Origin of the sequence: Streptomyces sp. NPDC052107, from assembly GCF_040680215.1 — a bacterium.
GTDB lineage: Bacteria > Actinomycetota > Actinomycetes > Streptomycetales > Streptomycetaceae > Streptomyces.
The window spans coordinates 136,208-161,836 of the sequence record NZ_JBFAWG010000001.1; the positions used below are offsets into that span (position 1 = coordinate 136,208).

20 protein-coding genes and 1 pseudogene are annotated in these 25,629 nt (G+C 72.0%); 9 read left to right on the plus strand and 12 right to left on the minus strand.

Going from position 1 to position 25,629, the window contains the following annotated elements; genetic code table 11:
• Window positions 1-178: 178 nt before the first annotated feature.
• From AB0M27_RS00645 to AB0M27_RS00660, 4 genes are all read right to left on the minus strand, one after another.
• Window positions 179-802, minus strand: a complete 624-nt coding sequence (locus AB0M27_RS00645; protein WP_365716408.1) for a GntR family transcriptional regulator — start codon at window positions 800-802, stop codon at window positions 179-181.
• A gap of 371 nt (window positions 803-1,173) precedes the next feature.
• Complete coding sequence (sucB, locus tag AB0M27_RS00650; RefSeq protein ID WP_365716410.1) at window positions 1,174-2,958, minus strand: 2-oxoglutarate dehydrogenase, E2 component, dihydrolipoamide succinyltransferase; 1,785 nt, start codon at window positions 2,956-2,958, stop codon at window positions 1,174-1,176.
• A gap of 61 nt (window positions 2,959-3,019) precedes the next feature.
• Window positions 3,020-4,408: a dihydrolipoyl dehydrogenase gene (gene lpdA / locus AB0M27_RS00655; RefSeq protein ID WP_365716412.1), complete on the minus strand. Its 1,389-nt coding sequence runs from the start codon at window positions 4,406-4,408 to the stop codon at window positions 3,020-3,022.
• A gap of 291 nt (window positions 4,409-4,699) precedes the next feature.
• Window positions 4,700-6,244 (minus strand): leucyl aminopeptidase, encoded by a 1,545-nt coding sequence (locus AB0M27_RS00660; protein WP_365716414.1) that lies wholly within the window; start codon window positions 6,242-6,244, stop codon window positions 4,700-4,702.
• Window positions 6,245-7,660: 1,416 nt separating this feature from the next.
• Between AB0M27_RS00660 and AB0M27_RS00665 the strand changes: the two are divergent.
• Window positions 7,661-7,896 (plus strand): annotated as a pseudogene (locus tag AB0M27_RS00665) (hypothetical protein); the annotation flags it as partial.
• Window positions 7,897-7,949: 53 nt separating this feature from the next.
• Here AB0M27_RS00665 and AB0M27_RS00670 read toward each other — a convergent pair.
• Window positions 7,950-8,735, minus strand: a complete 786-nt coding sequence (locus AB0M27_RS00670; RefSeq protein ID WP_365716416.1) for an adenosylcobinamide-GDP ribazoletransferase — start codon at window positions 8,733-8,735, stop codon at window positions 7,950-7,952.
• A 60-nt stretch (window positions 8,736-8,795) separates the two neighbouring features.
• On the opposite strand from AB0M27_RS00670, the gene AB0M27_RS00675 reads away from it, so the two are divergent.
• Complete coding sequence (locus tag AB0M27_RS00675; RefSeq protein ID WP_365716418.1) at window positions 8,796-9,560, plus strand: hypothetical protein; 765 nt, start codon at window positions 8,796-8,798, stop codon at window positions 9,558-9,560.
• On the opposite strand, the gene AB0M27_RS00680 is transcribed toward AB0M27_RS00675, so the two are convergent.
• The 3 genes from AB0M27_RS00680 to cobT all read right to left on the minus strand — a co-directional run bounded on the left by AB0M27_RS00680 (window position 9,500) and on the right by cobT (window position 13,241).
• Window positions 9,500-10,264, minus strand: coding sequence for a hypothetical protein (locus AB0M27_RS00680; RefSeq protein WP_365716420.1), 765 nt, complete (start codon window positions 10,262-10,264; stop codon window positions 9,500-9,502). The two genes, AB0M27_RS00675 and AB0M27_RS00680, sit on opposite strands and share 61 nt — an antisense overlap.
• 10 nt (window positions 10,265-10,274) lie before the next feature.
• On the minus strand, window positions 10,275-12,071 hold the full coding sequence (locus AB0M27_RS00685) for a phosphatidylglycerol lysyltransferase domain-containing protein (protein ID WP_365716422.1): 1,797 nt from the start codon (window positions 12,069-12,071) through the stop codon (window positions 10,275-10,277).
• Between the two features lie 105 nt (window positions 12,072-12,176).
• Complete coding sequence (cobT, locus tag AB0M27_RS00690; protein ID WP_365716424.1) at window positions 12,177-13,241, minus strand: nicotinate-nucleotide--dimethylbenzimidazole phosphoribosyltransferase; 1,065 nt, start codon at window positions 13,239-13,241, stop codon at window positions 12,177-12,179.
• A gap of 133 nt (window positions 13,242-13,374) precedes the next feature.
• Between cobT and AB0M27_RS00695 the strand changes: the two genes are divergently transcribed.
• Complete coding sequence (locus AB0M27_RS00695) at window positions 13,375-14,355, plus strand: class I SAM-dependent methyltransferase (protein WP_365716426.1); 981 nt, start codon at window positions 13,375-13,377, stop codon at window positions 14,353-14,355.
• Between the two features lie 300 nt (window positions 14,356-14,655).
• On the opposite strand, the gene AB0M27_RS00700 is transcribed toward AB0M27_RS00695, so the two are convergent.
• Window positions 14,656-15,858 carry a bifunctional adenosylcobinamide kinase/adenosylcobinamide-phosphate guanylyltransferase gene (locus AB0M27_RS00700; RefSeq protein WP_365716428.1) on the minus strand — a complete coding sequence of 401 codons (1,203 nt, stop codon included), beginning with the start codon at window positions 15,856-15,858 and terminating at the stop codon, window positions 14,656-14,658.
• Between the two features lie 186 nt (window positions 15,859-16,044).
• Here AB0M27_RS00700 and AB0M27_RS00705 point away from each other — a divergent pair, with 186 nt between their 5' ends.
• Window positions 16,045-16,257, plus strand: a complete 213-nt coding sequence (locus tag AB0M27_RS00705; protein ID WP_055709718.1) for a hypothetical protein — start codon at window positions 16,045-16,047, stop codon at window positions 16,255-16,257.
• 56 nt (window positions 16,258-16,313) lie between these two features.
• Here the strand turns inward: AB0M27_RS00705 and AB0M27_RS00710 are convergent, their stop codons facing one another.
• The 3 genes from AB0M27_RS00710 to AB0M27_RS00720 form a co-directional block, all read right to left on the minus strand.
• Entirely contained in the window at window positions 16,314-17,378 is a 1,065-nt protein-coding gene (locus AB0M27_RS00710; RefSeq protein ID WP_365716430.1) for a trypsin-like peptidase domain-containing protein, read from the minus strand.
• 56 nt (window positions 17,379-17,434) lie between these two features.
• Entirely contained in the window at window positions 17,435-18,136 is a 702-nt protein-coding gene (locus AB0M27_RS00715) for a methyltransferase domain-containing protein (protein ID WP_365716432.1), read from the minus strand.
• Between the two features lie 83 nt (window positions 18,137-18,219).
• Window positions 18,220-18,849, minus strand: a complete 630-nt coding sequence (locus tag AB0M27_RS00720) for a DUF3043 domain-containing protein (protein ID WP_365716434.1) — start codon at window positions 18,847-18,849, stop codon at window positions 18,220-18,222.
• Between the two features lie 246 nt (window positions 18,850-19,095).
• On the opposite strand from AB0M27_RS00720, the gene AB0M27_RS00725 reads away from it, so the two are divergent.
• The 5 genes from AB0M27_RS00725 (at window position 19,096) to AB0M27_RS00745 (ending at window position 25,602) form a co-directional block, all read left to right on the plus strand.
• Complete coding sequence (locus AB0M27_RS00725) at window positions 19,096-19,887, plus strand: PspA/IM30 family protein (RefSeq protein WP_351798562.1); 792 nt, start codon at window positions 19,096-19,098, stop codon at window positions 19,885-19,887.
• 33 nt (window positions 19,888-19,920) lie between these two features.
• Complete coding sequence (locus AB0M27_RS00730; RefSeq protein ID WP_365716436.1) at window positions 19,921-20,199, plus strand: hypothetical protein; 279 nt, start codon at window positions 19,921-19,923, stop codon at window positions 20,197-20,199.
• Window positions 20,200-20,395: 196 nt separating this feature from the next.
• Window positions 20,396-21,628, plus strand: a complete 1,233-nt coding sequence (locus AB0M27_RS00735) for a histidine kinase (protein ID WP_365716438.1) — start codon at window positions 20,396-20,398, stop codon at window positions 21,626-21,628.
• Window positions 21,625-22,299, plus strand: coding sequence for a response regulator transcription factor (locus tag AB0M27_RS00740; protein WP_365716440.1), 675 nt, complete (start codon window positions 21,625-21,627; stop codon window positions 22,297-22,299). Before AB0M27_RS00735 ends, AB0M27_RS00740 begins: the two co-directional genes overlap by 4 nt.
• Before the next feature lie 201 nt (window positions 22,300-22,500).
• The gene (locus AB0M27_RS00745) at window positions 22,501-25,602 is read left to right on the plus strand and encodes an efflux RND transporter permease subunit (protein WP_365716442.1); all 3,102 of its coding nucleotides are present in this window, start codon (window positions 22,501-22,503) and stop codon (window positions 25,600-25,602) included.
• Window positions 25,603-25,629 lie beyond the last annotated feature (27 nt).

Below are 25,629 nucleotides of genomic sequence, written 5' to 3' on the forward strand. Positions count from 1 at the left end.
GGCGACTGTAACTCCCTGATCGATGATCGATCAAAGGGGCGAGGGAGAAAAAGTCTCGATTCCGAGAAAGTAGGCACGCGGTGCCTTGACAGATGGCACCGGGTGACGCCAAATCGCCTTGTTTTCGCAGGTGGGGCGGCGTTTGAGCGGAGGCCTGCTCGCCTGAATCAAGCCCGCGTCAGGCCCGTGGCGCGCAGCCCAGGACGTGCGCCTTCACGATCTCGGGGATGCGGGGGTCCCGCCTCTTGAAGGCGGCCACGAGCTCCTCGTGCTCCTCCGCGTACGACTGCTGGACCGTGCCCAGCCAGCGGATGGACAGCGCGGTGAAGACCTCGATGCCCAGGCCCTCCCAGGTGTGCAGCAGCACCGAGTTGTGCGCCGCGCGCACCAGTTCGCGGTGGAAGCCGACGGTGTGGCGCACCTGTGCGGTGCCATCGGCCTTGCGGTCGGCCTCGTACAGCGCCAGGACGTGCGGCTCCAGAGCCGAGCAGTCCTCCGCGAGACGCTCGGCCGCCAACTCCGCCGCGATGGCCTCCAGCCCGGCGCGCACCGGGTAGCTCTCCTCCAGGTCCGCCGCGGTCAGGTTCCGCACCCGGACGCCCTTGTTCGGCGCGGACTCGATCAGCCGCAGCGACTCCAGCTCGCGCAGCGCCTCCCGTACCGGCGTCTGGCTGACCTCCAGCTCGGTCGCGATCCGCCGCTCCACGATCCGCTCACCCGGCTGCCAGCGCCCGCTGACGATTCCCTCCACGATGTGCTCGCGGATCTGTTCGCGCAGCGAGTGGACGACGGGCGCGGTCATTGAGGGCTCCTTCGGGAGGGCTGACGCTTAGACAATACGGCGGGTTCGCTCCGTGGGTAGGGCGCGCGGGGGTGCTTTGGTGCAGGTGAGACGAGGCGCACATGGTGCCTGGGGCGCCTGAGGGGACCCGATGCGGTGTGCCGTCGGGCGGGTGCGGGCAGGTTTGTGGCTGATCGCTCCCCCGGCGGTGAGAGCCGCGCTCGGCTTGTCCTCGGTGCCGTCGGCGGGCCGGCCGACGCCTGCTCCATCTCGCCGTGTCCGCGGTCGTGTTCGAGAGAGTCGGCGGCACCGCGCCCCGCTCGTACGAGCAGAGCCCCCGCCCGGAGAAGACTCCGGACGGGGGCTCTCGCCGTACTGCCTGATCAGCAAGATCAGAGGCCGAGCTCGACCTCGAACTCGCCCGCCTCCAGGATCGCCTTGACCGCCGTCAGGTAACGGGCCGCGTCGGCGCCGTCGACCAGGCGGTGGTCGTAGGAGAGGGTCAGGTAGGTCATGTCGCGGACGCCGATGACCGTGCCCTCCTCGGTCTCGATGACGGCCGGACGCTTGACGGTGGCACCGATGCCGAGGATCGCGACCTGGCCCGGGGGCACGATGATCGTGTCGAACAGCGCGCCACGCGAACCGGTGTTGGAGATGGTGAAGGTCGCGCCGGACAGCTCGTCCGGGGTGATCTTGTTGGCGCGGACCTTGCCGGCCAGCTCCGCCGTGGCCTTGGCGATGCCCGCGATGTTGAGGTCGCCGGCGTGCTTGATGACCGGGGTCATCAGGCCCTTCTCGGAGTCCACCGCGATCCCGATGCTCTCGGAGTCGAAGTAGGTGATCGTGCCCTCGGCCTCGTTGATCTTGGCGTTGATGACCGGGTGGGCCTTCAGCGCCTGGGCCGCCGCCTTCACGAAGAACGGCATCGGGGAGAGCTTGACGCCCTCGCGCGCGGCGAACGAATCCTTGGCCTGGGCGCGCAGACGCATCAGGCGCGTGACGTCGACCTCGACGACCGACGACAGCTGGGCCTGCTCGTGCAGCGCCTTGACCATGTTGTCGCCGATGACCTTGCGGATGCGGGGCATCTTGACGGTCTGGCCGCGGAGGGGGGAGACCTCCAGCGTCGGCGCCTTCTTGGCGGCCGGAGCGGCAGCGGCGGCCGGAGCCGGGGCGGCGGCGGCCTTCGCGGCCTCGGCGGCGGCGAGGACGTCCTGCTTGCGGATACGGCCGCCGACGCCGGTGCCCTTGACGGTGGCCAGGTCGACGCCGTTCTCGGCGGCGAGCTTGCGCACCAGCGGGGTCACGTAGGCACCCTCGTCGGTCGCCTGGGTGGCGGTCGGGTGGGTCGGCGCGGTGGCCGGGGTGACCGGAGCCGGAGCCGGGGCGGGCGCCGGAGCCGCGGGCTGGACCGGGGCCGGGGCGGGCGCGGCCGGAGCGGCGGGGGCCGGAGCCGGAGCCGGGGCGGCGGGCGCGGTCGGGGCAGCCGGAGCCGGGGCCGGAGCGGCCGGGGCAGCGGCGGCGGGCGCCGGGGCGGCCGGAGCCGGAGCGGCGGCCGGGGCGGCACCCGGGGCACCGATGACGGCGAGCTTGGCACCGACCTCGGCGGTCTCGTCCTCGTTCACCACGATCTCCAGCAGCACGCCCGAGGCGGGCGCCGGGATCTCGGTGTCGACCTTGTCCGTGGAGACCTCGAGCAGCGGCTCGTCGGCCTCGACGGAGTCGCCGACCGACTTCAGCCAGCGGGTGACGGTGCCCTCGGTGACGGACTCACCGAGCGCGGGCAGGACCACGTCCGTGCCGGTGGCGCCACCGGCCGGGGCGGTGGCGGGGGCCGGGGCGGCCGGAGCCGCGGGGGCCTCGGCGACCGGGGCGGGGGCGGCCGGAGCCGGTGCCTCGGCAGCGGCGGGGGCCGGGGCGGCCGCGGGGGCGCCGGTGCCGTCGTCGATCACGGCCAGCTCGGCGCCGACCTCGACGGTCTCGTCCTCGGCGACCTTGATGGAGGACAGGACACCGGAGACGGGCGAGGGGATCTCGGTGTCGACCTTGTCGGTCGACACCTCGAGCAGCGGCTCGTCGGCCTCGACGCGCTCGCCCTCGGCCTTCAGCCAGCGGGTGACAGTGCCCTCGGTGACGCTCTCTCCGAGCGCCGGAAGGGTTACGGAAACCGCCATGGTTTCGGTTGCTCCTAACGAATTGCGGAAGTCTGTGTCGTCGCGCCCGTTGACCGAAGGCTCAGTCGTGGGAGTGCAGCGGCTTGCCGGCCAGGGCAAGGTGCGCCTCGCCGAGCGCCTCGTTCTGCGTCGGGTGGGCGTGGATGAGCTGGGCGACCTCTGCCGGCAGCGCCTCCCAGTTGTAGATCAGCTGGGCCTCGCCGACCTGCTCACCCATGCGGTCGCCGACCATGTGGACGCCGACCACGGCACCGTCCTTGACCTGGACGAGCTTGATCTCGCCCGCGGTCTTCAGGATCTTGCTCTTGCCGTTGCCCGCCAGGTTGTACTTCAGAGCGACGACCTTGTCCGCGCCGTAGATCTCCTTGGCCTTGGCCTCGGAGATACCGACGGAGGCGACCTCCGGGTGGCAGTACGTCACCCGCGGGACACCGTCGTAGTCGATCGGAACGACCTTCAGACCGGCCAGACGCTCCGCAACCAGGATGCCCTCGGCGAAGCCGACGTGCGCGAGCTGCAGCGTCGGGACGAGGTCACCCACGGCGGAGATGGTCGGAACGTTGGTGCGCATGTATTCGTCGACGAGGACGTAACCGCGGTCCATGGCGACCCCGGCCTCCTCGTAGCCCAGGCGCTGCGAGACCGGACCACGGCCGACGGCGACGAGGAGGACCTCGGCCTCGAACTCCTTGCCGTCCGCCAGGGTGACCTTCACGCCGTCCTGGGTGTACTCGGCCTTCTGGAAGAAGGTGCCGAGGTTGAACTTGATGCCGCGCTTGCGGAACGCGCGCTCAAGAAGCTTCGAAGAGTTCTCGTCCTCGACCGGGACGAGGTGCTTCAGGCCCTCGATGATCGTGACATCCGAGCCGAAGGACTTCCACGCCGAGGCGAACTCGACGCCGATGACACCGCCGCCCAGGATGATCGCGGACTTCGGCACGCGGTCCAGGACGAGGGCGTGGTCGGAGGAGATGATCCGGTTGCCGTCGATGTCCAGGCCCGGCAGCGACTTCGGCACGGAGCCGGTCGCCAGCAGGACGTGGCGGCCCTGGATGCGCTGGCCGTTCACGTCGACGGAGGTGGGGGAGGACAGACGCCCCTCACCCTCGATGTACGTCACCTTCCGGGACGCGATGAGACCCTGCAGGCCCTTGTACAGGCCGGAGATCACGTCGTCCTTGTACTTGTGGACGGCCGGGACGTCGATGCCCTCGAAGGTCGCCTTGACGCCGAACTGCTCGCTCTCGCGGGCCTGGTCGGCGATCTCGCCCGCGTGCAGCAGGGCCTTGGTGGGGATGCAACCCCGGTGCAGGCAGGTGCCGCCGACCTTGTCCTTCTCGATCAGGGCGACGTCCAGGCCCAGCTGCGCCCCGCGCAGGGCCGCGGCGTAACCACCGCTACCACCGCCGAGGATCACTAGGTCGAAAACGGTGCTGGCGTCGTTCGCCACGTCACGTCCTCCATGCATGTGCGCCGTACGCCGGTCTTCGGTGACCGGCAGGCGGCTGGTGTCCGGCCGCTTGATGCTTCGGCCCTTCGGTGGGGGCCCTGTCCTGCCGGGCTCCATCTTTGCACTTGTCGGAGGCGATCGAGACGCCGGGCCGGTGTGTGAGACGTCCCACGTTCACTTGAAACGAAGGGGGAAGCAGCCGACGGAAAGGGGCGTGGGGAGCTGCGCGACCAGCCCCCCACGCCCCGAAAGCCGCCGTACGGCAGTGCGACCCGAGCTGACGGGCGACCGTTACCCCAGGTCACCCGCAGCCGTGAGTTCCGCCAGCCGCACCAACGTACGCACAGCCGACCCGGTGCCACCCTTCGGCGTGTAACCGAACGGACCCCCCTCGTTGAAGGCCGGCCCGGCGATGTCGAGGTGCGCCCACGTGATCCCCTCGCCCACGAACTCGCGCAGGAACAGACCGGCGACCAGCCCGCCACCCATCCGCTCGCCCATGTTCGCGATGTCGGCGACCTGCGACTCCATGCCCTTGCGCAGGTGCTCCGGCAGCGGCATCGGCCAGGCCGGCTCGCCGACCTCCTCCGCCGCCTCGTGCACCGCGGAGCGGAACGCGTCGTCGTTGGCCATGACACCGAACGTCCGGCTGCCGAGGGCCAGCATCATCGCGCCGGTGAGGGTCGCGACGTCCACGATCGCGTCCGGGTTCTCCTGCGAGGCCGCCCACAGCGCGTCCGCGAGCACCAGCCGGCCCTCGGCGTCGGTGTTGAGGACCTCCACTGACTTGCCGCTGTACATGCGCAGCACGTCGCCCGGGCGCACCGCGGAGCCGGACGGCATGTTCTCGGCCAGCGCGAGCCAGCCGGTGAGGTTGACCTCCAGGCCGAGACGCGCGGCGGCGACGACGGCGGCGAACACGGCGGCGGCACCGCTCATGTCGCACTTCATCGTTTCGTTGTGCCCGGCCGGCTTCAGCGAGATGCCGCCTGAGTCGTAGGTGATGCCCTTGCCGACGAAGGCCAGGTGCTTGTCCGCCTTCGGGTGGGTGTACGACAGCTTCACCAGGCGCGGCGTGGCCGAGGAGCCGCCGCCGACGCCGAGGATGCCGCCGTAGCCGCCCTTGGCCAGGGCCTTGTCGTCGAGCACCTGCACCTTGATGCCGTGCTCCTTGGCCGCGGTCTGCGCGATGCCGGCGAAGGAGGCCGGGGTCAGGTCGTTCGGCGGGGTGTTGATCAGGTCGCGGGCGCGGTTGAGCTCCTCGGCGACCGCGACGGCGCGGGCGACGGCCCCCTTGTGGGCGGTGTCGCGCGGCTTGCCGCCGAGCAGCGCGGCCTCGGCCAGCGGCGCCTTGCCGTTCTTGGCCTTGGCGTCCTTGCCGTTCTCCTTGTAGACGTCGAAGGAGTACGCGCCGAGCAGGATGCCCTCGGCGATCGCACCGACGGCGCCCGGGCTGTCGACCGGCAGCGCGAACGCGGCCTTCTTGGAGCCGGCGAGCGCGCGGGCGGCCACACCGGCGGCCTTGCGCAGCGCCTCGGCGTCGTAGCCCTCGCCGCCCTCGCCCTCGGTCTTGGCGTCCGGCTCCGCGCCCAGGCCGACCGCCACCAGGAGCGGTGCCTTGAAGCCGGCCGGAGCGGGCAGCTTCGTCAGCTCGCCCTCGGCACCCGAGGCGCCGAGGGTCTCCAGGACGCCGGCCAGCTTGCCGTCGTACGCCTTGTCCACGGCCTCGGCGCCCGGCGCTACGACGGGGCCCTTGGTGCCCTTGGCGACACCGATCACGATCGCGTCGGCCCGCAGGCCGGGCGCCGCGGCGGTGCTGAGAGTCAGAGCAGTCACGGTGGTGAAATCTCGCTTCCGATGTGAAGTTGCTGTGGCCGTTGCGATCCTCGGTCGTCCTCGTGGGACGACCGCCGCAGTGGGGTAGGTCGACCGGCCCGAGAGCCGACCCTAGGTCCATGCCTGGGTGCAGGTGGCAACCGGGGCCTTCACACTGTCGGCGAACACCCGGGACGAGACTACGCGCGTGCGCGCGTTCGCTCATTCCTGCGGGCGTTCACCTGTGTGTGGCGTCGTGGTCACTTCCGCCCTCCTCGCCCACCGGGGAACGAGCGACAGTCGTCGCGGCGTTCCGACGGGCTTTTGCGTCCGCCCACCGCAGTGGGTCTTCCGGGGGCAGGGAAACCTGTTCGCGACGCACCCCGCGCACCGCTGGACAGCGGCCCGCGCCTGCCGATCGCCACGGCGGCCCCGTGGTGCCGGGTGACGGTGGTGCGGGCGTCGGTGAAGCCGAGGTCCTCGATCACGATCGCGGCGCCGCCGTGCTCGTGAGCGAGGCTGGTCAGGGTGCTGATGGCTGTGCGGAGACAGCCATCCGGTGTGGTGGTGGGGCCGGTCAGGTCGAGTGGGATGGTGGCGGCGGGATGGTCGGCATTGAGGCCGACGCCGAGCAGGCGGGTGCCCGATGCCCTGATCTCTGCCGCTGTGGGCGGGGCGGCGTTGTCCGACGACCAGGAGGCATCCAGGTACCAGCGGCCCTGCGGGGGCGTGGACGACGTCGTAGCGCACGGCGCGGTTCGCGGTGATGCGGTCGGGCCATTCCGCGCGTCGGTGGTGGAAGGTGTGGGCGCGCTGCAGCCGGTAGCGGCCTCGGGGCGTGTCGGCCAGGTGTCGCAGGGGCTCGGGCAGCACGAGCGTGATGGTGCCGTCATGCGGGTCGACGGTGATGGTGCAGTTCCCGAATGGGGCCGCGGACTCGCCGTCGGCGGTCAGGACAGCCGGGAAGCCTGCCACTGCTGGCGCCACTGCTCTTCGGGACTTCAGTAACCGTCGGCCGCTGATGGCGATTTCCGGGCGACCGGAACTTCCCGCATGGCATGGCGAGACGCCGCTCGATTACGCGAATAGCGCGGCGCAGGGAGGCGACCTCGTCGTACAGGCAGCGCAGGCCGGGCTGGTACTGGTTCGTCGGAGTTTGCCCGATGGCCACGCGTTCGGCCAGGTCGGCACGCTGACGGTGCCCCAGGTGTTCGCCGACCAGCCGGAGGACCTTCTCATCGGCCGCCTCCAGTCGCAGCCGATCACGGATCCGTGCTCCCGACGACGCGGCCACTGTGAAGGGAGCGTCCACAGCGCGCAGTTCACGCCCTTTTCCACGGTTGCGTGCCACCGGCCACTCCCTCCTTCGTTCACCCGCACGCGGGATATGAGCCTCCCTGGACCAAGTCAGCCCCGGGGATGGGGGAGTTGGGGCCCTACGAACGGCTGGCCGCCGTCGCCCGCGCCCTCGGCTGCGGCCCGCTCGTGCTGAACCACGGCACCGCGCCGCACCCCGCGTACGCGGCGCCCGCCGACCTCCTCGTCACCTTCGAGGGCCCCTGGGCGACATACCGCCACGCGCTCCCGCACCCCCGCGTCCACCCTCCGGGGTGCCCGGCGCGGGCGCTCACCCCTGGGGCACGCTGCCCATCGGGCTGGACTCCGCCCGCTGAAAGGCGCCCACGACGGAGGTGCCGGCCAGCCGGTCGGCGAGGGAGCGGCGGCCTCAGCGGCCCAGAGACAACACGATCAATGACGTTGTCGCCGCCGTCTCCTCCAGCGCGCCGAAGACGTCCCCCGTCACCCCGCCGAACCGGCTGACGCAGCGGCGCAGCAGGAGTTCGGTCACGGCCAGGGACAGCAGGACCGCTGCCGCCGTGCGTACGGCGCCGTACGGGCCGAAGGCCGTCCCCCAGGCCGCCGAACCGATCGTGAAGGCCGCCGTGACGGCCACCGCGCCCGGCACCGGTACGACTCCGGCCACCGCCGCCCCCAGGCCCTCGGGCCGGGCGGCCGGGACTCCCGCCCGTGCGGCCAGGGTGAGGGCGAGCCGGGCCGTGATCGCCGAGACGACGGCCGCCAGGGCACCCCGGGCCCAGGAGTCGCCGTACAGCTGGGCCAGGACGGCGACCTGGGCCAGTAGCACCAGGACCAGGGTGATGACGCCGAACGGGCCGATGTCCGACTGCTTCATGATCCGCAGCGCGTCCTCCGCGGGCTTGCCGCTGCCCAGCCCGTCGGCGGTGTCGGCGAGGCCGTCGAGGTGCAGTCCGCGGGTCAGGGCGGCGGGTACGGCGACGGAGGCGACGGCGGCGAGCAGCGGGCCGGCGCCGAGGAGGAGCAGCAGCAGTCCGGGTCCGGCCGCGCAGGCGCCCACGACCAGTCCGGCGACCGGGGCGGTCAGCATTCCTCCGCGTGCGGCCTCGCGGTCCCAGCGGTGCACCCGGACGGGCAGCACGGTGAGGGTGCCGAAGGCGAAGCGGAGGCCGTGGAGCGCAGAGGACTTGAGCACCGGCGCAGGTTACCCGGCGGTCGCGGAGCCGCTTTCCGCACCCGGGGATAAGGTGCGCATATGGGGCACTGGTGGGTACGGAACATCGTCGAACCGGGCAAGCTCCCGCTGCTGCTCGCCCTCGCCGCCTTCCTGTTCACGTTTGTCGTCACCCGGGTGATCACCCGGCTGATCCGGGCCGGCAAGGGCCCGTTCGGGAACGTGAAGGCGGGCGGGCTGCACATCCACCACGTCGTGCCCGGGGTCGTCCTCACCGTCGTCGGCGGGTTCGGCGCTGTCGCCAGCGACCGGCACGGCGCCGGCGGTGCCATCGCCGCCGTGCTGTTCGGGATGGGTGTCGGACTGGTCCTGGACGAGTTCGCGCTGATCCTGCATCTGGACGACGTCTACTGGACCGAGGAGGGCCGCAAGAGCGTCGAGATCGTCGTGCTCACCGCCGCGCTCGTCGGGCTGCTGCTCGCCGGGTTCGCCCCGTTCGGCGTCAACGACCTGTCCGCGCAGGAACTGCAGGACCGCGGCGGTGCCCTCAGCACCATCGCCATGAACTTCCTCTTCTCCCTCGTCGCGCTGAGCAAGGGCAAGGCGCGCATCGCGGTCTTCGGGGCGATCGTGCCGCTGGTCGCGCTGGTCGGCGCCGTCCGGCTGGCCCGCCCCGGCTCGCCGTGGGCCCGCCGCTTCTACGGCCGCCGGCCCCGCGCCCGCGCCAAGGCCGCGCTGCGCGTCTACCGGCACGACCGCCGCTGGGCCCGGCGGACCCGCGCCGTTCAGGACTGGATCGGTGGCAAGCCGGACCCTCGCCCGGCCCGGCTGCCCGGCCGCCGCTGAGCGCGCCGCAGCAGGCGTCCGTACGTGTGCACCGTCCCCAGCCGCAGCCCGTGGCCGTACCGGTGCCGCACCGCCACCGCGAGGCAGATCAGCCCGACGGCCATCAGCGCGGCCAGGTGCTCCTTGCCCGCCAGGTTCTCCTTGAGCAGCACCTCGGCGACCATCGACAGGGTCACCGCGCCGGAGGTGACGTACGCGCCGTAGCGCCAGCTCACGAACACGGCGAGCCCTACCACGGCCGCCGACGGACCGGTGTCCACCACCTGCGCGTCCGTCCACGGCAGCCCGAACGCGGCGTGCGCGCCGAGCGAGATGCCGATGCGCGCGTAGAGGGTCCCGGCGAGCGTGGCGGCGTACGCGATGACCAGGGTCCGCCACCAGCCGATGCAGATCTCGGAGATCCCGAACACCAGCAGGGTCTGCACCAGCGCGCCCCACACCGGCAGATCCAGCGCCGGCACGAACAGCGACAGGGGCGTGCGCAGCAGGGCCAGCCACAACGGGTCCTCGGCCCGTACGGCGCCCGCGTCCTGCACGAACTGATAACCCCACGGCCGGTTCTGCACGTACTGCAACAGGGCTGTCAGACACACCGCGCCGAGCGTCATCGGCACCGCCCGCAGGCGCCGCTCCGGCAGGGCCGTGCGTACGGTGACGTACAGCAGCCCCCACTCCTCACGGGCCCAGCGGGCGAGCGCTCTCATCGGACGGTCCTCATCGATGCGTGTCCAGGTGCCTGCGGTGCAGCCACTTCGGCAGTCCCGGCGCCTCCAGGAAGCCCTCCGCGCGGGCCGAGGCGAGGCCGATGCGCATCAGGTCCGCGCTCTTCTCGAAGAGCAGGAACCGCGGCTCCCAGATGGGCCGGTACTTGGCGTTGGCGCGGTACAGCGACTCGATCTGCCACCAGCGGGAGAAGAAGCTGAGCAGCGACCGCCACAGCCTCAGCACCGGACCGGCACCGAGGCGCGCGCCACGTTCGAAGACCGACCTGAACATCGCGAAGTTCAGTGAGACCTGCGTGATCCCGATCTCGTCGGCCCGCCGCAGCAGCTCGATGACCATGAACTCCATCAGCCCGTTGTCGGAGTCCCGGTCCCGGCGCATCAGGTCCAGCGACAGCCCGTGCGGCCCCCACGGCACGAAGGACAGCAGCGCGCGCAGCCTCCCCTCGGCGTCCGTGCACTCCAGCATCACGCACTGCCCGTCCTCGGGGTCCCGGAGCCGGCCGAGCGCCATGCTGAACCCGCGCTCGGTCGCCCCGTCCCGCCAGCCGTCCGCACGCTCGACGAGATACGCCATCCCGTCCGCCGGGATGTCCTCGTGCCGCCGGATCCGCACCTCGTACCCGGCCCGCTTCACCCGGTTGTACGCCTGCCGGACCGTGCGCATCGCCCGGCCCTCCAGTGTGAAGTCGGCGACCTCCACGATCGCCTCGTCGCCGAGTTCCAGGGCATTGAGGCCGTGCCGGGCGTAGATCGTCCCCGCCTCCTCGCTCGCCCCCATCACCGCCGGGATCCACCCGTGCGCCCGCGCCTCCGCCAGCCACGGCACGATCGCGCCGGGCCAGGCCTCCGGATCCCCGAGCGGATCCCCGGAGGCCAGGCTCACCCCGCCGACCACCCGGTAGGCGACGGCTGCCTTGCCCGTGGGCGACCACACCACGCTCTTTTCCCGCCGCAGCGCGAAGTAGCCCAGCGAGTCCCGCTCGCCGTGCCGCTCCAGCAGGGCCCGCAGCTGCTTCTCGTCGTCCTCGGTGAGCGGGTCCACGGCGCGCCGGGAGCGGAACGCGGCGTAGAACACGGCCAGGACGAGGGCCGTGCTGAGCACGTTGACGGCGACGTTGGCCCAGTTCGGCGGGGCGATGCCAGGGAAGCGGTTCTCGTCGGCGGCCACCGACACCAGGCGCAGGGCGCCGTAGTGCCAGCGCTCCAGGAAGGTCGAACGGGCCGCGTCCGGCGCCTGGTTGGTGACCGTCACCAGCAGCCCGGCCAGCAGGCTCGCGGCCAGCCCGCCGCCGACGGCGACCGTCGCCGCGAGCCGGGGGTTGGACCGGTCGCCCTTGGCGTAGAACTCCCGGCGGCCCACGAGCAGCGCGCCGACGAACACGGCCGTGAGCGCCAGCGAGATCCAGTTCTGCGCGTACCGTCGGATCTCCGGGAACGCCATGGCGAACGCGAACAGCGCGAGGAAGGCCCCGCTGATCACAAGGTTGAGGATCCAGGCGGCGCGCTTTCTGCGTCGCATGGTGATCGCCAGGAACGCGGTGAACACACCCGAGGCGAAGCCGGCCGTCAGCAGGTACGGGGTGAAGAAGTCGTCCTGGTTGTGCCGGCGCACGTCCTGGCCGAGCGAGACCCAGACCGCGCTGAGGAAGTTGATGAAGGCGACCGTCCGCAGATACCAGACGGCGAAGGCGGCGGCCCGCCGGGAGGTCCCGGTGGACCGCCGCCCCTCCTCGGCCGGACGCCCCGGTTCGGCTTGCTGCGGCACGGCATTTCGGGCATCTCCCATGGGGAAGGATCATATGGGGGCCGCCCTGGCGAACCGCACATCGAGCTGTGCGTGTGCTGTGCGCAGGCTTTTGCGTCCGGCGTCTTTCGTGCCCGGCTCGGCGGATTACTCCTTCTCCTCCTCCGGCTCCCGTTCGGGAAGCTCCGCGGCAAGCGCGGCGGCGGCCCGGATCAGAGGCAGCGCCAGCAGCGCACCCGCGCCCTCGCCGACCTTCACCCCCTGCGCCAGCAGCGGCTCCAGGGCCATCCGGTCCAGCGCCTTCGCCTGCCCCGGCTCCCCGCTGTCGTGCCCGGCCAGCCACCAGTCCGGCGCCCGGAAGGCGACCCGCTGCGCGACCAGCGCACACGCGGCGGCCACCACCCCGTCGAGGATCACCGGCAACTTCCGCACCGCGCACTGCAGCAGGAACCCGGTCATCGCCGCCAGGTCCGCCCCGCCCACGGTCGCCAGCAACTGCAACTGGTCCCCGAGCACCGGTCGCGCCCGTCGGAGCGCGTCCCGGATCGCCGCGCACTTGCGCATCCACGCCAGGTCGTCGATCGCGAGCCCGCCACGCCCGGTGACCACCGACGCGTCGGTCCCGCACAGCGCGGCGATGAGCACCGCCGCGGCCGTGGTGCCGCCGACGCTGACGTCGCCGAGCACCACCAGGTCCGTGCCCGAGTCGGCCTCCTCGTCGGCGACGGCGACACCCGCGCGCAGCGCCGCCTCGGCCTCGTCCAGGGTGAGCGCGTCCTCGATGTCGATACGGCCGCTGCCGCGCCGCACCCGGTGCCGTACGACGTCCTCCGGGAAGGCGTCCGGCGCGCAGTCCAGGGCCATGTCCACGATCCGCACGGGCACCTCCTGCCGCCGTGCGAGCACGGACACCGGGCTCGCACCCTCCAGAACGGCCCGTACCAGCTGCTCCGCACCGCCGGCGGGACGCGCCGAGACGCCCAGCTCGGCGATGCCATGGTCACCGGCGAAGAGGATCACCTTCGGCCGCTCCACGGTCCGTACCGGTACGGCACTCTGCGCGGCGGCCAGCCACTCGCCCAGCTCGTCGAGGCGGCCCAGCGCCCCGGGCGGCACGATCTGGCGCTCCCGCCGGGCCTCGGCGTCACGGCGCACGCCCCCGTCCGGGCGCTCGATCAGATCGGTGAAGTCGTCCAGATTAAGCCTGCTCATTCGCCGAACAGTACCGCCAGAGAACGAACGCTTCCGCGCCACATGGCCACCACACCCCCACGACGTCATTGCACCCAAGATCGGGATCCCATACGTTCCGGTTTGCAGCGGAATGTCGCTCAGGGAGCCGCCCATGCCGACCTCGCCCCCCACCACACCCCGGGTCGCCGACCTGTTCCAGGAGCCGCGCCGTGAGAACTGCCCCTGGTGCGGCTCCGGGAGCCTGCGCACGCGGGCGCGGGCCGCCGCCCCGGGGCTGCGCGATCCCGGCCTGTTCGTCGTGGACGAGTGCCGCGAGTGCCGGCACGCCTTCCAGAACCCGCGGCTCACGGCGGAGGGCCTCGCCTTCCACGAGCTGGACTTCTTCGCGGGCCGGCTGGAGGACTTCGCCGAGCAGAGCCTGTCCACCCGGGCGGTGCGTCGCCGGTACCTGGCCGCGGCCCGCACGATCCTGCCACTGGCCGCCGAACCGGAGAGCTGGCTGGACGTGGGCACCGGACACGCCCGTTTCCCGGAGACGGCGAAGGAGCTCTTCCCCTACACGTCCTTCGACGGCCTGGATCCGACCCCCCGCGTCGAACAGGCCCTCCAGGAGGAACGCGTCGAGGAGGCGCACATCGGCGACCTCACGGATCCCTGGGTCCTGGCCCGGCTGCGCTCCCGCTACGACGTCGTCAGCATGATCCACCACCTGGAGCACGCGCCGAACCCGCGTGCCGAACTCCGCGCGGCCCTGGCCGTCCTGCGGCCCGGCGGGCACCTGCTCATCGAACTGGCGGATCCGCGCTGCGCGTTCGCGGCGCTCCTCGGCAGATGGTGGCTTCCCTACGGCCAGCCCCGCCATCTGCATCTGCTGCCGATGGCCAACCTGTGCGCGGAACTGGCGGCCCGGGGCTGCGAGATCCTCACGACGGACCGCCGCGCCCCGCACACCCCCTACGACCTCTCAGCGGCGCTCACCATCGCCCTGACGCACACCCGCGCGCCACTCCGCAGAGCAGCGGCCCCTCTCATCACCGCCACATCCGCCCTGGACCGCGCGTTGGCCCCTTTCCTCCGCCGAACCCGCTTCTCGAACGCGTACCGAATCGTGGCCCGCAAGGCCGTCGTCTGACCGCGACCGCGCGGGCGCCGACCGCGCAGTTCCCCGCGCCCCTGGGAAGTTGCAGCCCCGCTGGCCGCATGGCCCCGCCGCCGCGGGCAGTCGTACCGCCGAGGCGGCGCCCGCATGGCTGTGGGCGGTTGTGCCGCTGGGGCGGCGGCGCGCCCGGTAGCGGTTGTCGTAGCCGCGTAGCCGCGTAGCCGCGTAGCCGCGGGCAGTCGTGCCGCTAGGGGCGGCACGGGTGGGCGCAGCGGCACCCCGCGAGCGCGGGCGAGCGGCCCGACCCCCGGCCGGTACAGCGCCGGGCGCCCCTCAGCCCCGGAGCACCAGCGGCTGCCCCGCCACCACCAACAGCACCTGCTCGCACTCCGTACCGAACGCCGCGTTCAGCCGCCCGAGTTCGTCCCGGTACCGACGGCCGGACGCGGTCGCCGGCACGATGCCCGAGCCCACCTCGTTGGACACGGCGACCACGGTCCGCCGTGTCCGGCGCACCGCCTCCGTCAACTCCCGCACCCGCTCCCGCAGGGACTTCTCACCCCCGCCCGCCCACTCCGCGTCGTCCCACGCCCCCACGGAGTCCATGACATCCGTCAGCCACAGCGACAGACAGTCGATCAGCAGCGGCGGCCCGTCCTCGCGGAGCAACGGCACCAGATCCGTCGTCTCCGCCGTACGCCACGACCCCGGCCGCCGCTCCCGGTGCAGAGCCACCCGCTCCGCCCACTCGGTGTCCCCGCCCCGTGACCCACCGGTCGCCACGTACAGCACGTCCGGGAAGGACTCCAGCCGGCGCTCGGCCTCCACCGACTTGCCCGAGCGCGCCCCGCCCAGCACCAGCGTCCGGCGCGGCACGTCCGGCACCTCCTCGTACGCGCCGACCGCCAGCGTCGTACCGTCCGGCACCGCCCGCGTCCCGGCCGCCGCCAGCCGGCGCCGCAACTCCGCGCCGGGCGGCACGTCGTGGTCGAGGTGGACCGCCAGCACATCCGTCGTCGGGCCGACCGAGCCGACCGCCCGCAGCCGCGCCAGCGCGTCGGGGCGGCCCACCACGTCCACGAGGACCATGTCGTACGACTCCGCCGTCGCCTCCTCCAGGCCCGCCGGCGCCCCGCCCGGCGGCAGGTACAGCAGCCGCTGCCCGTCCGGCCCGGTCACCGCGTACCCGGTGCCGCCCGCGTCCATCGCCACCGCCCGCACCCGATGCCCCGTCAGCAGCGCCAACTCCCGGCCGTCCGGCACCCGCCCGGGCTGCGGCAGCCCGGCCGGCACCTCCACCGCCGGGCCGCCGTGCGGATGCGACAGCAGTACCTGCCCCACCCCGGCGAGCGAATGCCCGGCCCGCGCCGCCGCGAACGCCGCGCCCGGCGTCAGGTCGAGCAGCAGCGCCCCGTCCACCAACACCGCGGTGGCCGCCCGCGCGTCGGGCCCGAGTGCCATCGCACACGCGGCGCAGGGGCAGTCGGGGCGGGGCAGCCCAGCAGGGGCACCGGTACCGAGCAGAGTGATTTCCACAGCACCGATTCTCACCCGCTCCTACGGGCACTGCTCACTTCGCCGCCCCGAAAGGCGCCCGGGTACGCGGCTTTGCCGGTGGGCGCGACCGGCCACCGCCGGACCCGCGGATGATCCACAGCCTCTAACGGCCGGACCCGCGGAGCGCATACCCTTCCAGCAGGTGTTGGATCGAAGGAGGCCTAGATGACGGCGTGGACGTGGCGATTCGAGAAGGCCGACGGGACGGAGGTCCAGCCCGCGGTGCAGCCCGAGGAGTTCACCACGCAGGGGGATGCCGAGTCCTGGATCGGCGAGCACTGGAAGGCGCTCCTGGAGGGCGGCGCCGACCAGGTGCGGCTGTTCGAGGAGAACACCGAGATCTACGGGCCGATGAGCCTGCACGCCGACGCGGCGTAGCCGGCGCGGAGGGTGCGGCCCCGGGCGCGTAGGGGTCGTGGGGGCCGTATCCCTCGTCACTGCTCGCTCAGCGTCACCTCCACCGTCTTCCCGGCGCCGTCCCGCTGGTAGGTCACCGAGGTCTTCTGGCCCGGTTTGCCCGCTGCCAGCGCCACCGAGAGGGAGGTGATGTTGGAGATCGACTGGCCACCCACCTTGGTGATGATGTCGCCCGGGCGCAGGCCCGCCTGGTCGGCCGCGCCGCCGGGTTTGACGGTGACCACCGCCACCCCGGCGGGCTGGTAGCGCTCGTCCACGACCGTCCGCGCGGTGATGCCGAGCGCGGCCCGGCCCGAGTTGACCACCTTGCCCTGCTTGACGATCTGCCCGGCGATCGTCTCCACCATCGACGCCGGGATGGCGAACCCGATGCCGGGCGCCGCGCTGCTCCCGAGGCTGGGGTCGGTGGCGGCGAGCGTCGGGATGCCGACGACCTGACCGGCGAGATTGACCAGCGCGCCGCCGCTGTTGCCCGGGTTGATCGCGGCCGAGGTCTGCACCATGTTCGCGATCGTCGCGCCTGTGCTCCCGCCGGGCGCCTCGCTGACCGTCCGCCCGGTCGCCGAGACGATGCCCTGGGTCACACTGGACGACAGCCCGAGCGGCGAGCCCATGGCCAGCACGATCTGGCCGACCTCCACCTTCTCGGAATCGCCGAACTCCGCCGCCCGCAGCCCGGCCGGCACCTTGTCCAGCTTGATCACGGCGAGGTCCTGCGCGGGGTAGGAGTACACCAGGCTCGCGGTGAGCGGCTGCTCGCTGTTGGCCGTGGTCACCTTGAAGGTCTTCTCCGACCCGACCACGTGCGCGTTGGTGACGATGTGTCCCTTGTCGTCGTACACCACCCCGGAGCCGAGTTCCTGGCTCGCCTGGATCTGCACGACCGACGGCAGGGCCTGCTTGATGACCTTCTGGTACTGGCTCTGCAGGTCGCCCGCGGCCATCGGCACGGCCGCCCGACCGGTAGGCGCGGTGTCCTGCCGGGCCTCGGGTCCGGGGGATGTACAGCTCACCGCCACGCAGCACAGCAGCACGGCAGCGGCGGCGGCCCTCCGCAGGGCAGGGCTCAGGAAAGCGTCCATACCCCGAGTCTCACCGCACGCCGATCACCCGGCCCGCGTTGTTGGCCCGAATGGTCTCAGCCCCGTACGCCGCACAGGTGCAGCAGCGCCGCCACCCCGCGGTAGGGGTCCGTGCGCCCGGCCCGCTCCTCGACCGCGAGCAGCGTCTCCAGATCCCGCGGGATCTCCGCGTCGTCCGCCGCCGTGTCCGTGAACACCCGGACGCCGTACCAGGCGTGCAGCGGGGCCGCGATCCCGGCGAGCGTGGCGGTCAGGGAGGCCAGCCGGTCGGCCCGTACGTCCAGGCCGAGCCGGTTGTGATAGGCGGTGGTGTCGAAGGCGGCCAGGGCGCCCGCCCAGTCCCCCGACAGGCCCGGCCGCATGGCGAGCGCGTCGCCGTTGCGGACGAGCAGGGAGAGGAGTCCGCCGGGGGCGAGCATTCTCGCCAGGCCCGCCACCAGCGGGTCCGGCTCCTCGACGTACATCAGCACCCCGTGGCACAGCACCACGTCGAAGCTCCCGGGCAGGAAGTGCACACCGGTGTCCCGCCCGTCGCCCTGCACCAGCCGCACCCGCTCACGGATGCCCTCCGGCTGCGCGGCCAGCGTCTCCCGCGCGGCGGCGATCATCGTCGCGTCCTGCTCGACCCCGGTCACCTGATGGCCGAGCCGGGCCAGCCGCAGCGCCTGCGTGCCCTGGCCCATCCCGACGTCGAGCACCCGCAGCCGCTGCCCGACCGGGAACCGGCCGGCTATCTGCTCGTCCAGCTGCCGCGCCACGAGCTCCTGGCGTACGACATCACGCAGCCTGCCCAGCTTGTTCAGCCAGGCCTCGGCCGCACCCCCGGTGAAGGCCTCTGCGCTCAGGGTCGCTCTCCGCGCTTGACCTGCGGCTTCGGCAGCCGGAGCCGGCGCATCTGGAGGGAGCGCATCAGGGCGTAGGCGACCGCGCCACGCGTGTTCTCGTCCGGGAAGCGCTCCTGGAGGCGCTTCTTCAGCCGGAAGCCGCTGAACGCCGCGTCGAGCACGATCAGCACGATCACCACCAGCCACAGCAGCAGGGCGATCGACTGGAGCGCCGGCACCTGCACCACGCTCAGCACCAGGATCACCACGGCGAGCGGCAGGAAGAACTCCGCCACGTTGAACCGCGAGTCCACCCAGTTGCGGGCGAACTTGCGGACCGGGCCCTTGTCCCGGGCGGGCAGATAGCGCTCGTCACCCGTGGCGAGCGCCTGGCGCTGCCGCTCCAGGGCCTGGCGCCGGTCCTCGCGCTGGCGCTTGGCGGCCTCCTTGCGGTTGGTCGGCGTATGGGCCACGCTGCGCCGCTGGGACTGGGCCTCACTGCGCTTGGGCGTGGGCCTGCCCTTCGGGGCCTGCGGGTCACGGGGCTGCTTGGAGAGGTTCACCTGCGCCTTGTCGGCGGTCGGGGCCTTCTCGTCCTTGGCACGGCTACGGAACACAAAACCCAAGGGTACGGGCTTCACCGGCATGGACCCCAGCCCCGCGGGGAACGATCCCGCAACGCCGGACGTCTGTAGGGGGACAGAGGGGACGTTCCGGTGAGGGCCGGTGGGGGATCACCTACTCCTCACGCCGGAGCGATAGCGTCCGCAGTCGTCCTCGGGGATGAGCGCATCCGTCCCCGAACAGTGCGGTAATGGAGTCAGGGCCCGTACTGTGGGTCCTGTCGCAGGATCTGTGAGCTGGAGTCCGTCAGAAGGGGGCGCGCGAAGCCCATGAGCGGTGTCATGAAGCGTATGGGGATGATCTTCCGCGCGAAGGCGAACAAGGCCCTTGACCGGGCCGAGGACCCGCGCGAGACCCTCGATTACTCGTACCAGAAGCAGCTGGAGCTGCTGCAGAAGGTCCGCCGCGGCGTCGCCGACGTGGCGACCAGCCGCAAGCGCCTGGAACTCCAGCTCAACCAGTTGCAGCAGCAGTCCTCCAAGCTGGAGGACCAGGGCCGCAAAGCACTCGCGCTCGGCCGCGAGGACCTGGCCCGCGAGGCGCTGTCCCGCCGTGCCGCCCTCCAGCAGCAGGTGACGGACCTCGAAACGCAGCACGCGACCCTCCAGGGCGAGGAGGAGAAGCTCACCCTCGCGGCCCAGCGCCTGCAGGCCAAGGTGGACGCGTTCCGCACGAAGAAGGAGACCATCAAGGCCACCTACACCGCCGCCCAGGCCCAGACCCGGATCGGCGAGGCCTTCTCCGGCATCTCCGAGGAGATGGGCGACGTCGGCCTGGCCATCCAGCGGGCCGAGGACAAGACCGCCCAGCTCCAGGCCCGGGCCGGCGCCATCGACGAGCTGCTCGCCTCCGGCGCCCTGGACGACCCGACCGGTATGGCGAAGGACGACATCGCCGCCGAGCTGGACCGGATCTCCGGTGGTACGGATGTAGAGCTGGAACTGCAGCGCATGAAGGCCGAGCTGGCCGGAGGCTCCCCGCAGCAGGCCATCGAGGGCGGCACCGGGCAGGGGCAGTCCCAGCAGCAGCCGCAGGACACCCCGCGCTTCGACAAGCAGTAGTCCGGCGCCGGGACCCGAGCCGAGGAGGCCGACGTGATCGTACGGATCATGGGGGAGGGCCAGGTCAAGCTGGACGACTCCCACTTCGTCGAGCTGAACAAGCTGGACGACGAGCTGCTGGAGGAGATGGAGGCCGGCGACGAGGCGGCCTTCCGCCGCACGCTCGGCGCCCTCCTCGACTCCGTCCGCCGTCTCGGCACGCCTTTGCCGGACGACGCGTTGGAACCCTCGGAGCTGATCCTGCCGTCGGCCGACGCGACGCTGGAGGAGGTCCGGGAGATGCTCAGCGACGACGGGCTGATCCCGGGCTGAGGCGTTTGGGCACCTGAGAGTTCGGGAGCTTCTGCGGTACGGCGGCTGCGTGCCGTGTGTGGTCGCTCACGTAGTTCTCCGCGCCCCTTGGGGGCTGCGGTGCCGGCGCCTCCGAACTGCCCGTGCCGCCTGCGGCCCGTCGTGCCCCCGACCAGCGCGGCGCAGGGCACCTTGCCGGCCCCGTACCGTTCAGGACGTGAGCACACTCGACCGCGCCCGTTGCAGCGTGAAGGCCCACCCCCTCGCGCTGGACGCGTCCATCGCCGCCGGCGTGCTGGCATGCATGGTCGCCGGCTCCTTCGTCGTGCCCCGCGGAGCGAACGGCGTCACCTGGGGGGTCCGCACCCCCGACCCGCTCAGCCTCCTCCTGATGCTGCTCGCCGCGGCCACGCTGGTCTTCCGTCGCCGCGCCGCCAAGACGGTCCTCGCCGTCACCGGCGCCCTGTCCGTGATCGAGTGCGTCACCGGCGATCCCCGCGCCCCGGTCACGATGTCCGCCGTGATCGCCCTGTACACCGTCGCCTCGACCACCGACCGCACCACCACCCTGCGCGTCGGCCTGCTCACCATGACCGTGCTCACGGCGGCCGCCATACTCGGCGGCCCGCTGCCCTGGTACGCGCAGGAGAACCTCGGCGTGCTCGCCTGGACCGGCATCGGCGCCACCGCCGGGGACGCCGTACGCAGCCGGCGCGCGGTCGTCCAGGCCATCCGGGAGCGGGCGGAGAGAGCCGAACGCACCCGCGAGGAGGAGGCCCGCCGCCGGGTCGCCGAGGAGCGGCTGCGCATCGCCCGCGATCTGCACGACGTCGTCGCCCATCACATCGCCCTCGTGAACGTGCAGGCAGGGGTGGCCGCGCACATCATGGACAAGCGGCCCGACCAGGCCAAGGAGGCCCTGGGGCACGTACGCGAGGCCAGCCGCTCGGCGCTGGAGGAGCTGCGCGCCACCGTCGGACTGCTCCGTCAGTCCGGTGACCCCGAGGCCCCGACCGAGCCCGCTCCCGGCCTGAGCCGGCTGGACGAGCTGGCCGACACCTTCCGCAACGCGGGGCTCCCGGTGGAGGTGGCCCGTGCCGACCAGGACACGGAACTCCCCGCCGCCGTCGATCTCGCCGCCTACCGGATCATCCAGGAAGCGCTGACCAACGCCCAGAAGCACGCCGGAGCCGACGCCAAAGCCGAGGTCAGCGTCGTACGCGTCGGACCGAACATCGAGGTCACCGTGCTGGACGACGGCGCGGGCGCGGCCGGTGTGCCCGGGGACGGCGGCGGGCACGGGCTGCTCGGCATGCGTGAGCGGGTCACCGCCCTCGGCGGCACCCTCACCACCGGGCCCCGCTACGGCGGCGGGTTCCGCGTCCATGCGATCCTGCCCCTCAAGACCCGAAGCGAGACCCGTACGACGGCCCCGGGGGAACCCGCATGACGATCCGTGTCCTGCTCGCCGACGACCAGGCACTGCTGCGCAGCGCGTTCCGGGTGCTGGTCGACTCCGAGCCCGACATGGAGGTGGTGGGGGAGGCCTCCGACGGGGCCGAGGCGGTCCGGCTGGCCAAGGAGCAGGGCGCCGACGTGGTCCTCATGGACATCCGGATGCCGGGCACGGACGGGCTCGCCGCCACCCGGCTGATCAGCGCCGATCCCTCCCTGGCGCAGGTCCGTGTGGTCATCCTGACCACCTTCGAGGTGGACGACTACGTCATCCAGTCCCTGCGCGCGGGCGCCTCCGGCTTCCTCGGCAAGGGCAGCGAGCCGGAGGAGCTGCTGAACGCCATCCGGGTCGCGGCGGGCGGTGAGGCCCTGCTGTCGCCGGCCGCCACCAAGGGGCTGATCGCCCGTTTCCTCGCGCAGGGCGACGACGACCGTGACCCCGCCCGCTCCGAGCGGCTCGGCGCGCTCACCGGGCGGGAGCGCGAGGTGCTGGTCCAGGTCGCCGGCGGCCACTCCAACGACGAGATCGCCGAACGCCTCCAGGTCAGCCCGCTGACGGTGAAGACGCACGTCAACCGGGCCATGGCCAAGCTGGGCGCGCGCGACCGGGCGCAGCTGGTGGTGATCGCGTACGAGTCGGGCCTGGTACGTCCGAGGACGGACTGATCTCCACCCGGGCGTACCGCGGGTCTCCACCCGGGTGTACTGCGGGCGCAGTAGGGCCGCGGTAAGGAAATGGACTCAGGGCTTACGGATCGGCCCCCGGCGATGGCCAAGGGTGGTGGCGTGGCGCTCGCCTGCGCCCCTTCGCCGCTTCTGGCGCTGACAGAAGCACTTCTGCCGCTCACAGAAGAGAGACCCTGATCCATGTCCTGGCTGTCGAGATTCAGCCTCCGGCAACGGGCCCTGATCGCCCTGATGTCGCTCGTCGCGCTCGTCTTCGGGCTGATCGCGATCCCCCAGATCAAGCAGCAGTTGCTGCCTACCATCAACCTGCCCATGGTGTCGGTGATCGCGCCGTACCAGGGCGCCTCGCCCGACGTCGTCGAGAAGCAGGTCGTCGAGCCGATCGAGAACAACCTCCAGGGCGTCGACGGTGTCACCGGAGTCACCTCCACCGCCAGTGAGGGCAACGCCGTGATCATGGCGTCCTTCGACTACGACAACGACACCAAGCAGATCGTCTCCGACGTCCAGCAGGCCGTGAACCGGGCCCGCAACCAGCTCCCGGACGACGTCGACCCGCAGGTCGTCTCCGGGTCCACCGACGACATGCCGACCGTGGTCCTCGCCGTCACCTCCGACAAGGACCAGCAGGCGCTCGCGGACCAGCTGGACAAGACCGTCGTACCGACGCTGAAGGACATCGACGGCGTCGGCCGCGTCCAGGTCACCGGCGTCCGCGACCTGCAGGTCAGCGTCACCCCGGACGACGCCGGGCTCGCGCGGGCCGGCCTCACCTCCGCCGCGCTCGGCCAGGCCCTCCAGGCGGGCGGCGCGACCGTCCCTGCCGGCTCCTTCGACGAGGACGGCGTGAGCCGCACCGTCCAGGTCGGCGGCGGCTTCACCTCGCTGCGGCAGATCCAGGACCTCATGGTGACCGGCGAGGGCGGCGGGAAGCCCGTGCGCCTCGGTGACGTGGCCGCCGTCAAGGAGCAGCCGGCCCCGGCCGACTCCATCATCCGCACCGACGGGCGGCCCAGCCTGGCCGTCAACGTGACGATGGACCACGACGGTAGCGCGGTCACCATCTCCGACGCGGTCAAGGACAAGCTGCCCGACCTGCGCGAGCAGCTCGGCTCCGGCGCGAAGCTCACGGTCGTCAGCGACCAGGGCCCGGCGGTGTCGAAGTCCATCAAGGGCCTGACCACGGAGGGCGCGCTCGGTCTGCTCTTCGCGGTCCTGGTCATCCTGGTCTTCCTCGCGTCGATCCGCTCGACGCTGGTGACGGCGGTCTCCATCCCGCTGTCGGTGGTGCTGGCCCTGATCGTGCTGTGGACGCGCGGCCTGTCGCTGAACATGCTCACGCTCGGCGCGCTCACCATCGCCATCGGCCGGGTCGTGGACGACTCGATCGTGGTCCTGGAGAACATCAAGCGGCACCTCGGCTACGGCGAGGAGCGTAAGGAAGCCATCCTCAACGCCGTCCGCGAGGTGGCCGGCGCGGTCACCTCCTCCACCCTCACCACAGTGGCCGTGTTCCTGCCGATCGGCCTGGTCGGCGGCATGGTGGGCGCCCTGTTCGGTTCGTTCAGCATCACGGTGACGGCGGCGCTGCTGGCCTCCCTGCTGGTGTCGCTGACGGTCGTCCCCGTCCTGTCGTACTGGTTCCTGCGCGCCCCGAAGGGCACCCCCGAGGACGCCGCGGAGGCCCGCCGCCGGGCCGAGGAGAAGGAGGCGAACAGCCGCCTCCAGCGCGCCTACGTCCCCGTTCTGCGTTTCGCCACGCGCCGCCGCCTCACCAGCGTGCTGATCGCGGTCGTGGTCCTGGCCGTCACGTTCGGCATGGGCGGCCTGCTGAAGACGAACTTCTTCGACCAGGGCGAGCAGGAGGTCATCACGGTCAAACAGGAGCTGAAGCCCGGCACGAGCCTGGCCGCCACCGACGCGCAGGCAAGGCGGGTCGAGAAGCTGCTCGCCTCCACCGACGGCGTCAAGGACTACCAGGTCACCGTCGGCTCCTCCGGCTTCATGGCGGCCTTCGGCGGCGGCACGGACTCCAACCAGGCGTCGTACCAGGTGATGCTGAAGGACTCGAAGTCGTACGACAAGGTGCAGAAGCACATCGAGGACGGCCTCAAGCGGCTCAAGGGCATCGGTACGACGACCGTGTCGGCCGGTGACGGCTTCGGCAACCAGAACCTGAGCGTGGTGGTCAAGGCCTCCGACCCCGAGGCGCTGCGCACGGCGGCCGAGCAGGTCCGCTCCACGGTCGCCGGCCTCGACGACGTCACCGACGTCACCAGCGACCTCTCCACCAGCGTGCCCCGGATCTCGGTCAAGGCGGGCGCCGAGGCGGCGGCGGCCGGTTTCGACGACCAGAAGCTCGGCGCGGCGGTCGCCCAGGCCGTGCGCGGTACGACGGCGGCGAAGGCGGTCCTCGACGACACCGAGCGCGATGTCGTCGTGAGGTCGGCGAAGCCGGCGACCACGCTGGCCCAGCTGAAGGCGCTGCGCCTCGGCCCGGTGAAGCTCGGCGACATCGCCACGGTGAAGCTGGTGGACGGCCCGGTGTCGCTGACCCGGATCGACGGCCGGCGCGCCGCGACCATCACGGCCAAGCCGACCGGTGACAACACGGGTGCGATCAGCACCAAGCTCCAGTCGAAGATCGAGGCCCTGAAGCTGCCGGCGGGCGCGAAGGCCGAGATCGGCGGCGTGACCTCGGACCAGAACGACGCGTTCAAGAACCTGGGTCTGGCCATGCTGGCGGCGATCGCGATCGTCTTCATGCTGCTGGTGGCGACCTTCCGCTCGCTGGCCCAGCCGCTGATCCTGCTGGTGTCGATCCCCTTCGCGGCGACGGGTGCGATCGGCCTGCTGGTCGCCACCGGCACCCCGATGGGCGTCCCGGCGATGATCGGCATGCTGATGCTGATCGGCATCGTGGTGACCAACGCGATCGTGCTGATCGACCTGATCAACCAGTACCGCAGGCAGGGCTACGGCGTCGTGGAAGCCGTCGTCGAGGGCGGCCGCCACCGTCTCCGCCCGATCCTGATGACGGCCCTGGCGACGATCTTCGCGCTGCTTCCCATGGCCCTGGGAGTCACCGGCGAGGGCGGCTTCATCGCCCAGCCCCTCGCGGTCGTGGTCATCGGCGGCCTGATCACGTCGACCCTGCTGACCCTGCTCCTGGTCCCGACCCTCTACGCGATGCTGGAGCTGCGCAAGGAGCGGCGGGCGAGGAAGCGCGCGGCCAAGCGAGAGGCGAAGGCGGAGAAGGTTCTGGAGCCGGCCGGAGTCTGACGGCATGGCAAAGGGCCGGGTCTCGCG

Excerpts from the sequence above, each read along its gene's own strand:
- AB0M27_RS00685 (WP_365716422.1), bottom strand. The coding sequence starts at position 12,071 with ATGGGAGATGCCCGAAATGCCGTGCCGCAGCAAGCCGAACCGGGGCGT.
- sucB (WP_365716410.1), bottom strand. The coding sequence starts at position 2,958 with ATGGCGGTTTCCGTAACCCTTCCGGCGCTCGGAGAGAGCGTCACCGAG.
- AB0M27_RS00675 (WP_365716418.1), top strand. The coding sequence starts at position 8,796 with ATGGGGCACTGGTGGGTACGGAACATCGTCGAACCGGGCAAGCTCCCG.
- AB0M27_RS00695 (WP_365716426.1), top strand. The coding sequence starts at position 13,375 with ATGCCGACCTCGCCCCCCACCACACCCCGGGTCGCCGACCTGTTCCAG.
- AB0M27_RS00720 (WP_365716434.1), bottom strand. The coding sequence starts at position 18,849 with ATGCCGGTGAAGCCCGTACCCTTGGGTTTTGTGTTCCGTAGCCGTGCC.
- cobT (WP_365716424.1), bottom strand. The coding sequence starts at position 13,241 with ATGAGCAGGCTTAATCTGGACGACTTCACCGATCTGATCGAGCGCCCG.
- AB0M27_RS00710 (WP_365716430.1), bottom strand. The coding sequence starts at position 17,378 with ATGGACGCTTTCCTGAGCCCTGCCCTGCGGAGGGCCGCCGCCGCTGCC.
- AB0M27_RS00725 (WP_351798562.1), top strand. The coding sequence starts at position 19,096 with ATGAGCGGTGTCATGAAGCGTATGGGGATGATCTTCCGCGCGAAGGCG.
- AB0M27_RS00680 (WP_365716420.1), bottom strand. The coding sequence starts at position 10,264 with ATGAGAGCGCTCGCCCGCTGGGCCCGTGAGGAGTGGGGGCTGCTGTAC.
- AB0M27_RS00705 (WP_055709718.1), top strand. The coding sequence starts at position 16,045 with ATGACGGCGTGGACGTGGCGATTCGAGAAGGCCGACGGGACGGAGGTC.
- AB0M27_RS00740 (WP_365716440.1), top strand. The coding sequence starts at position 21,625 with ATGACGATCCGTGTCCTGCTCGCCGACGACCAGGCACTGCTGCGCAGC.
- AB0M27_RS00745 (WP_365716442.1), top strand. The coding sequence starts at position 22,501 with ATGTCCTGGCTGTCGAGATTCAGCCTCCGGCAACGGGCCCTGATCGCC.
- AB0M27_RS00645 (WP_365716408.1), bottom strand. The coding sequence starts at position 802 with ATGACCGCGCCCGTCGTCCACTCGCTGCGCGAACAGATCCGCGAGCAC.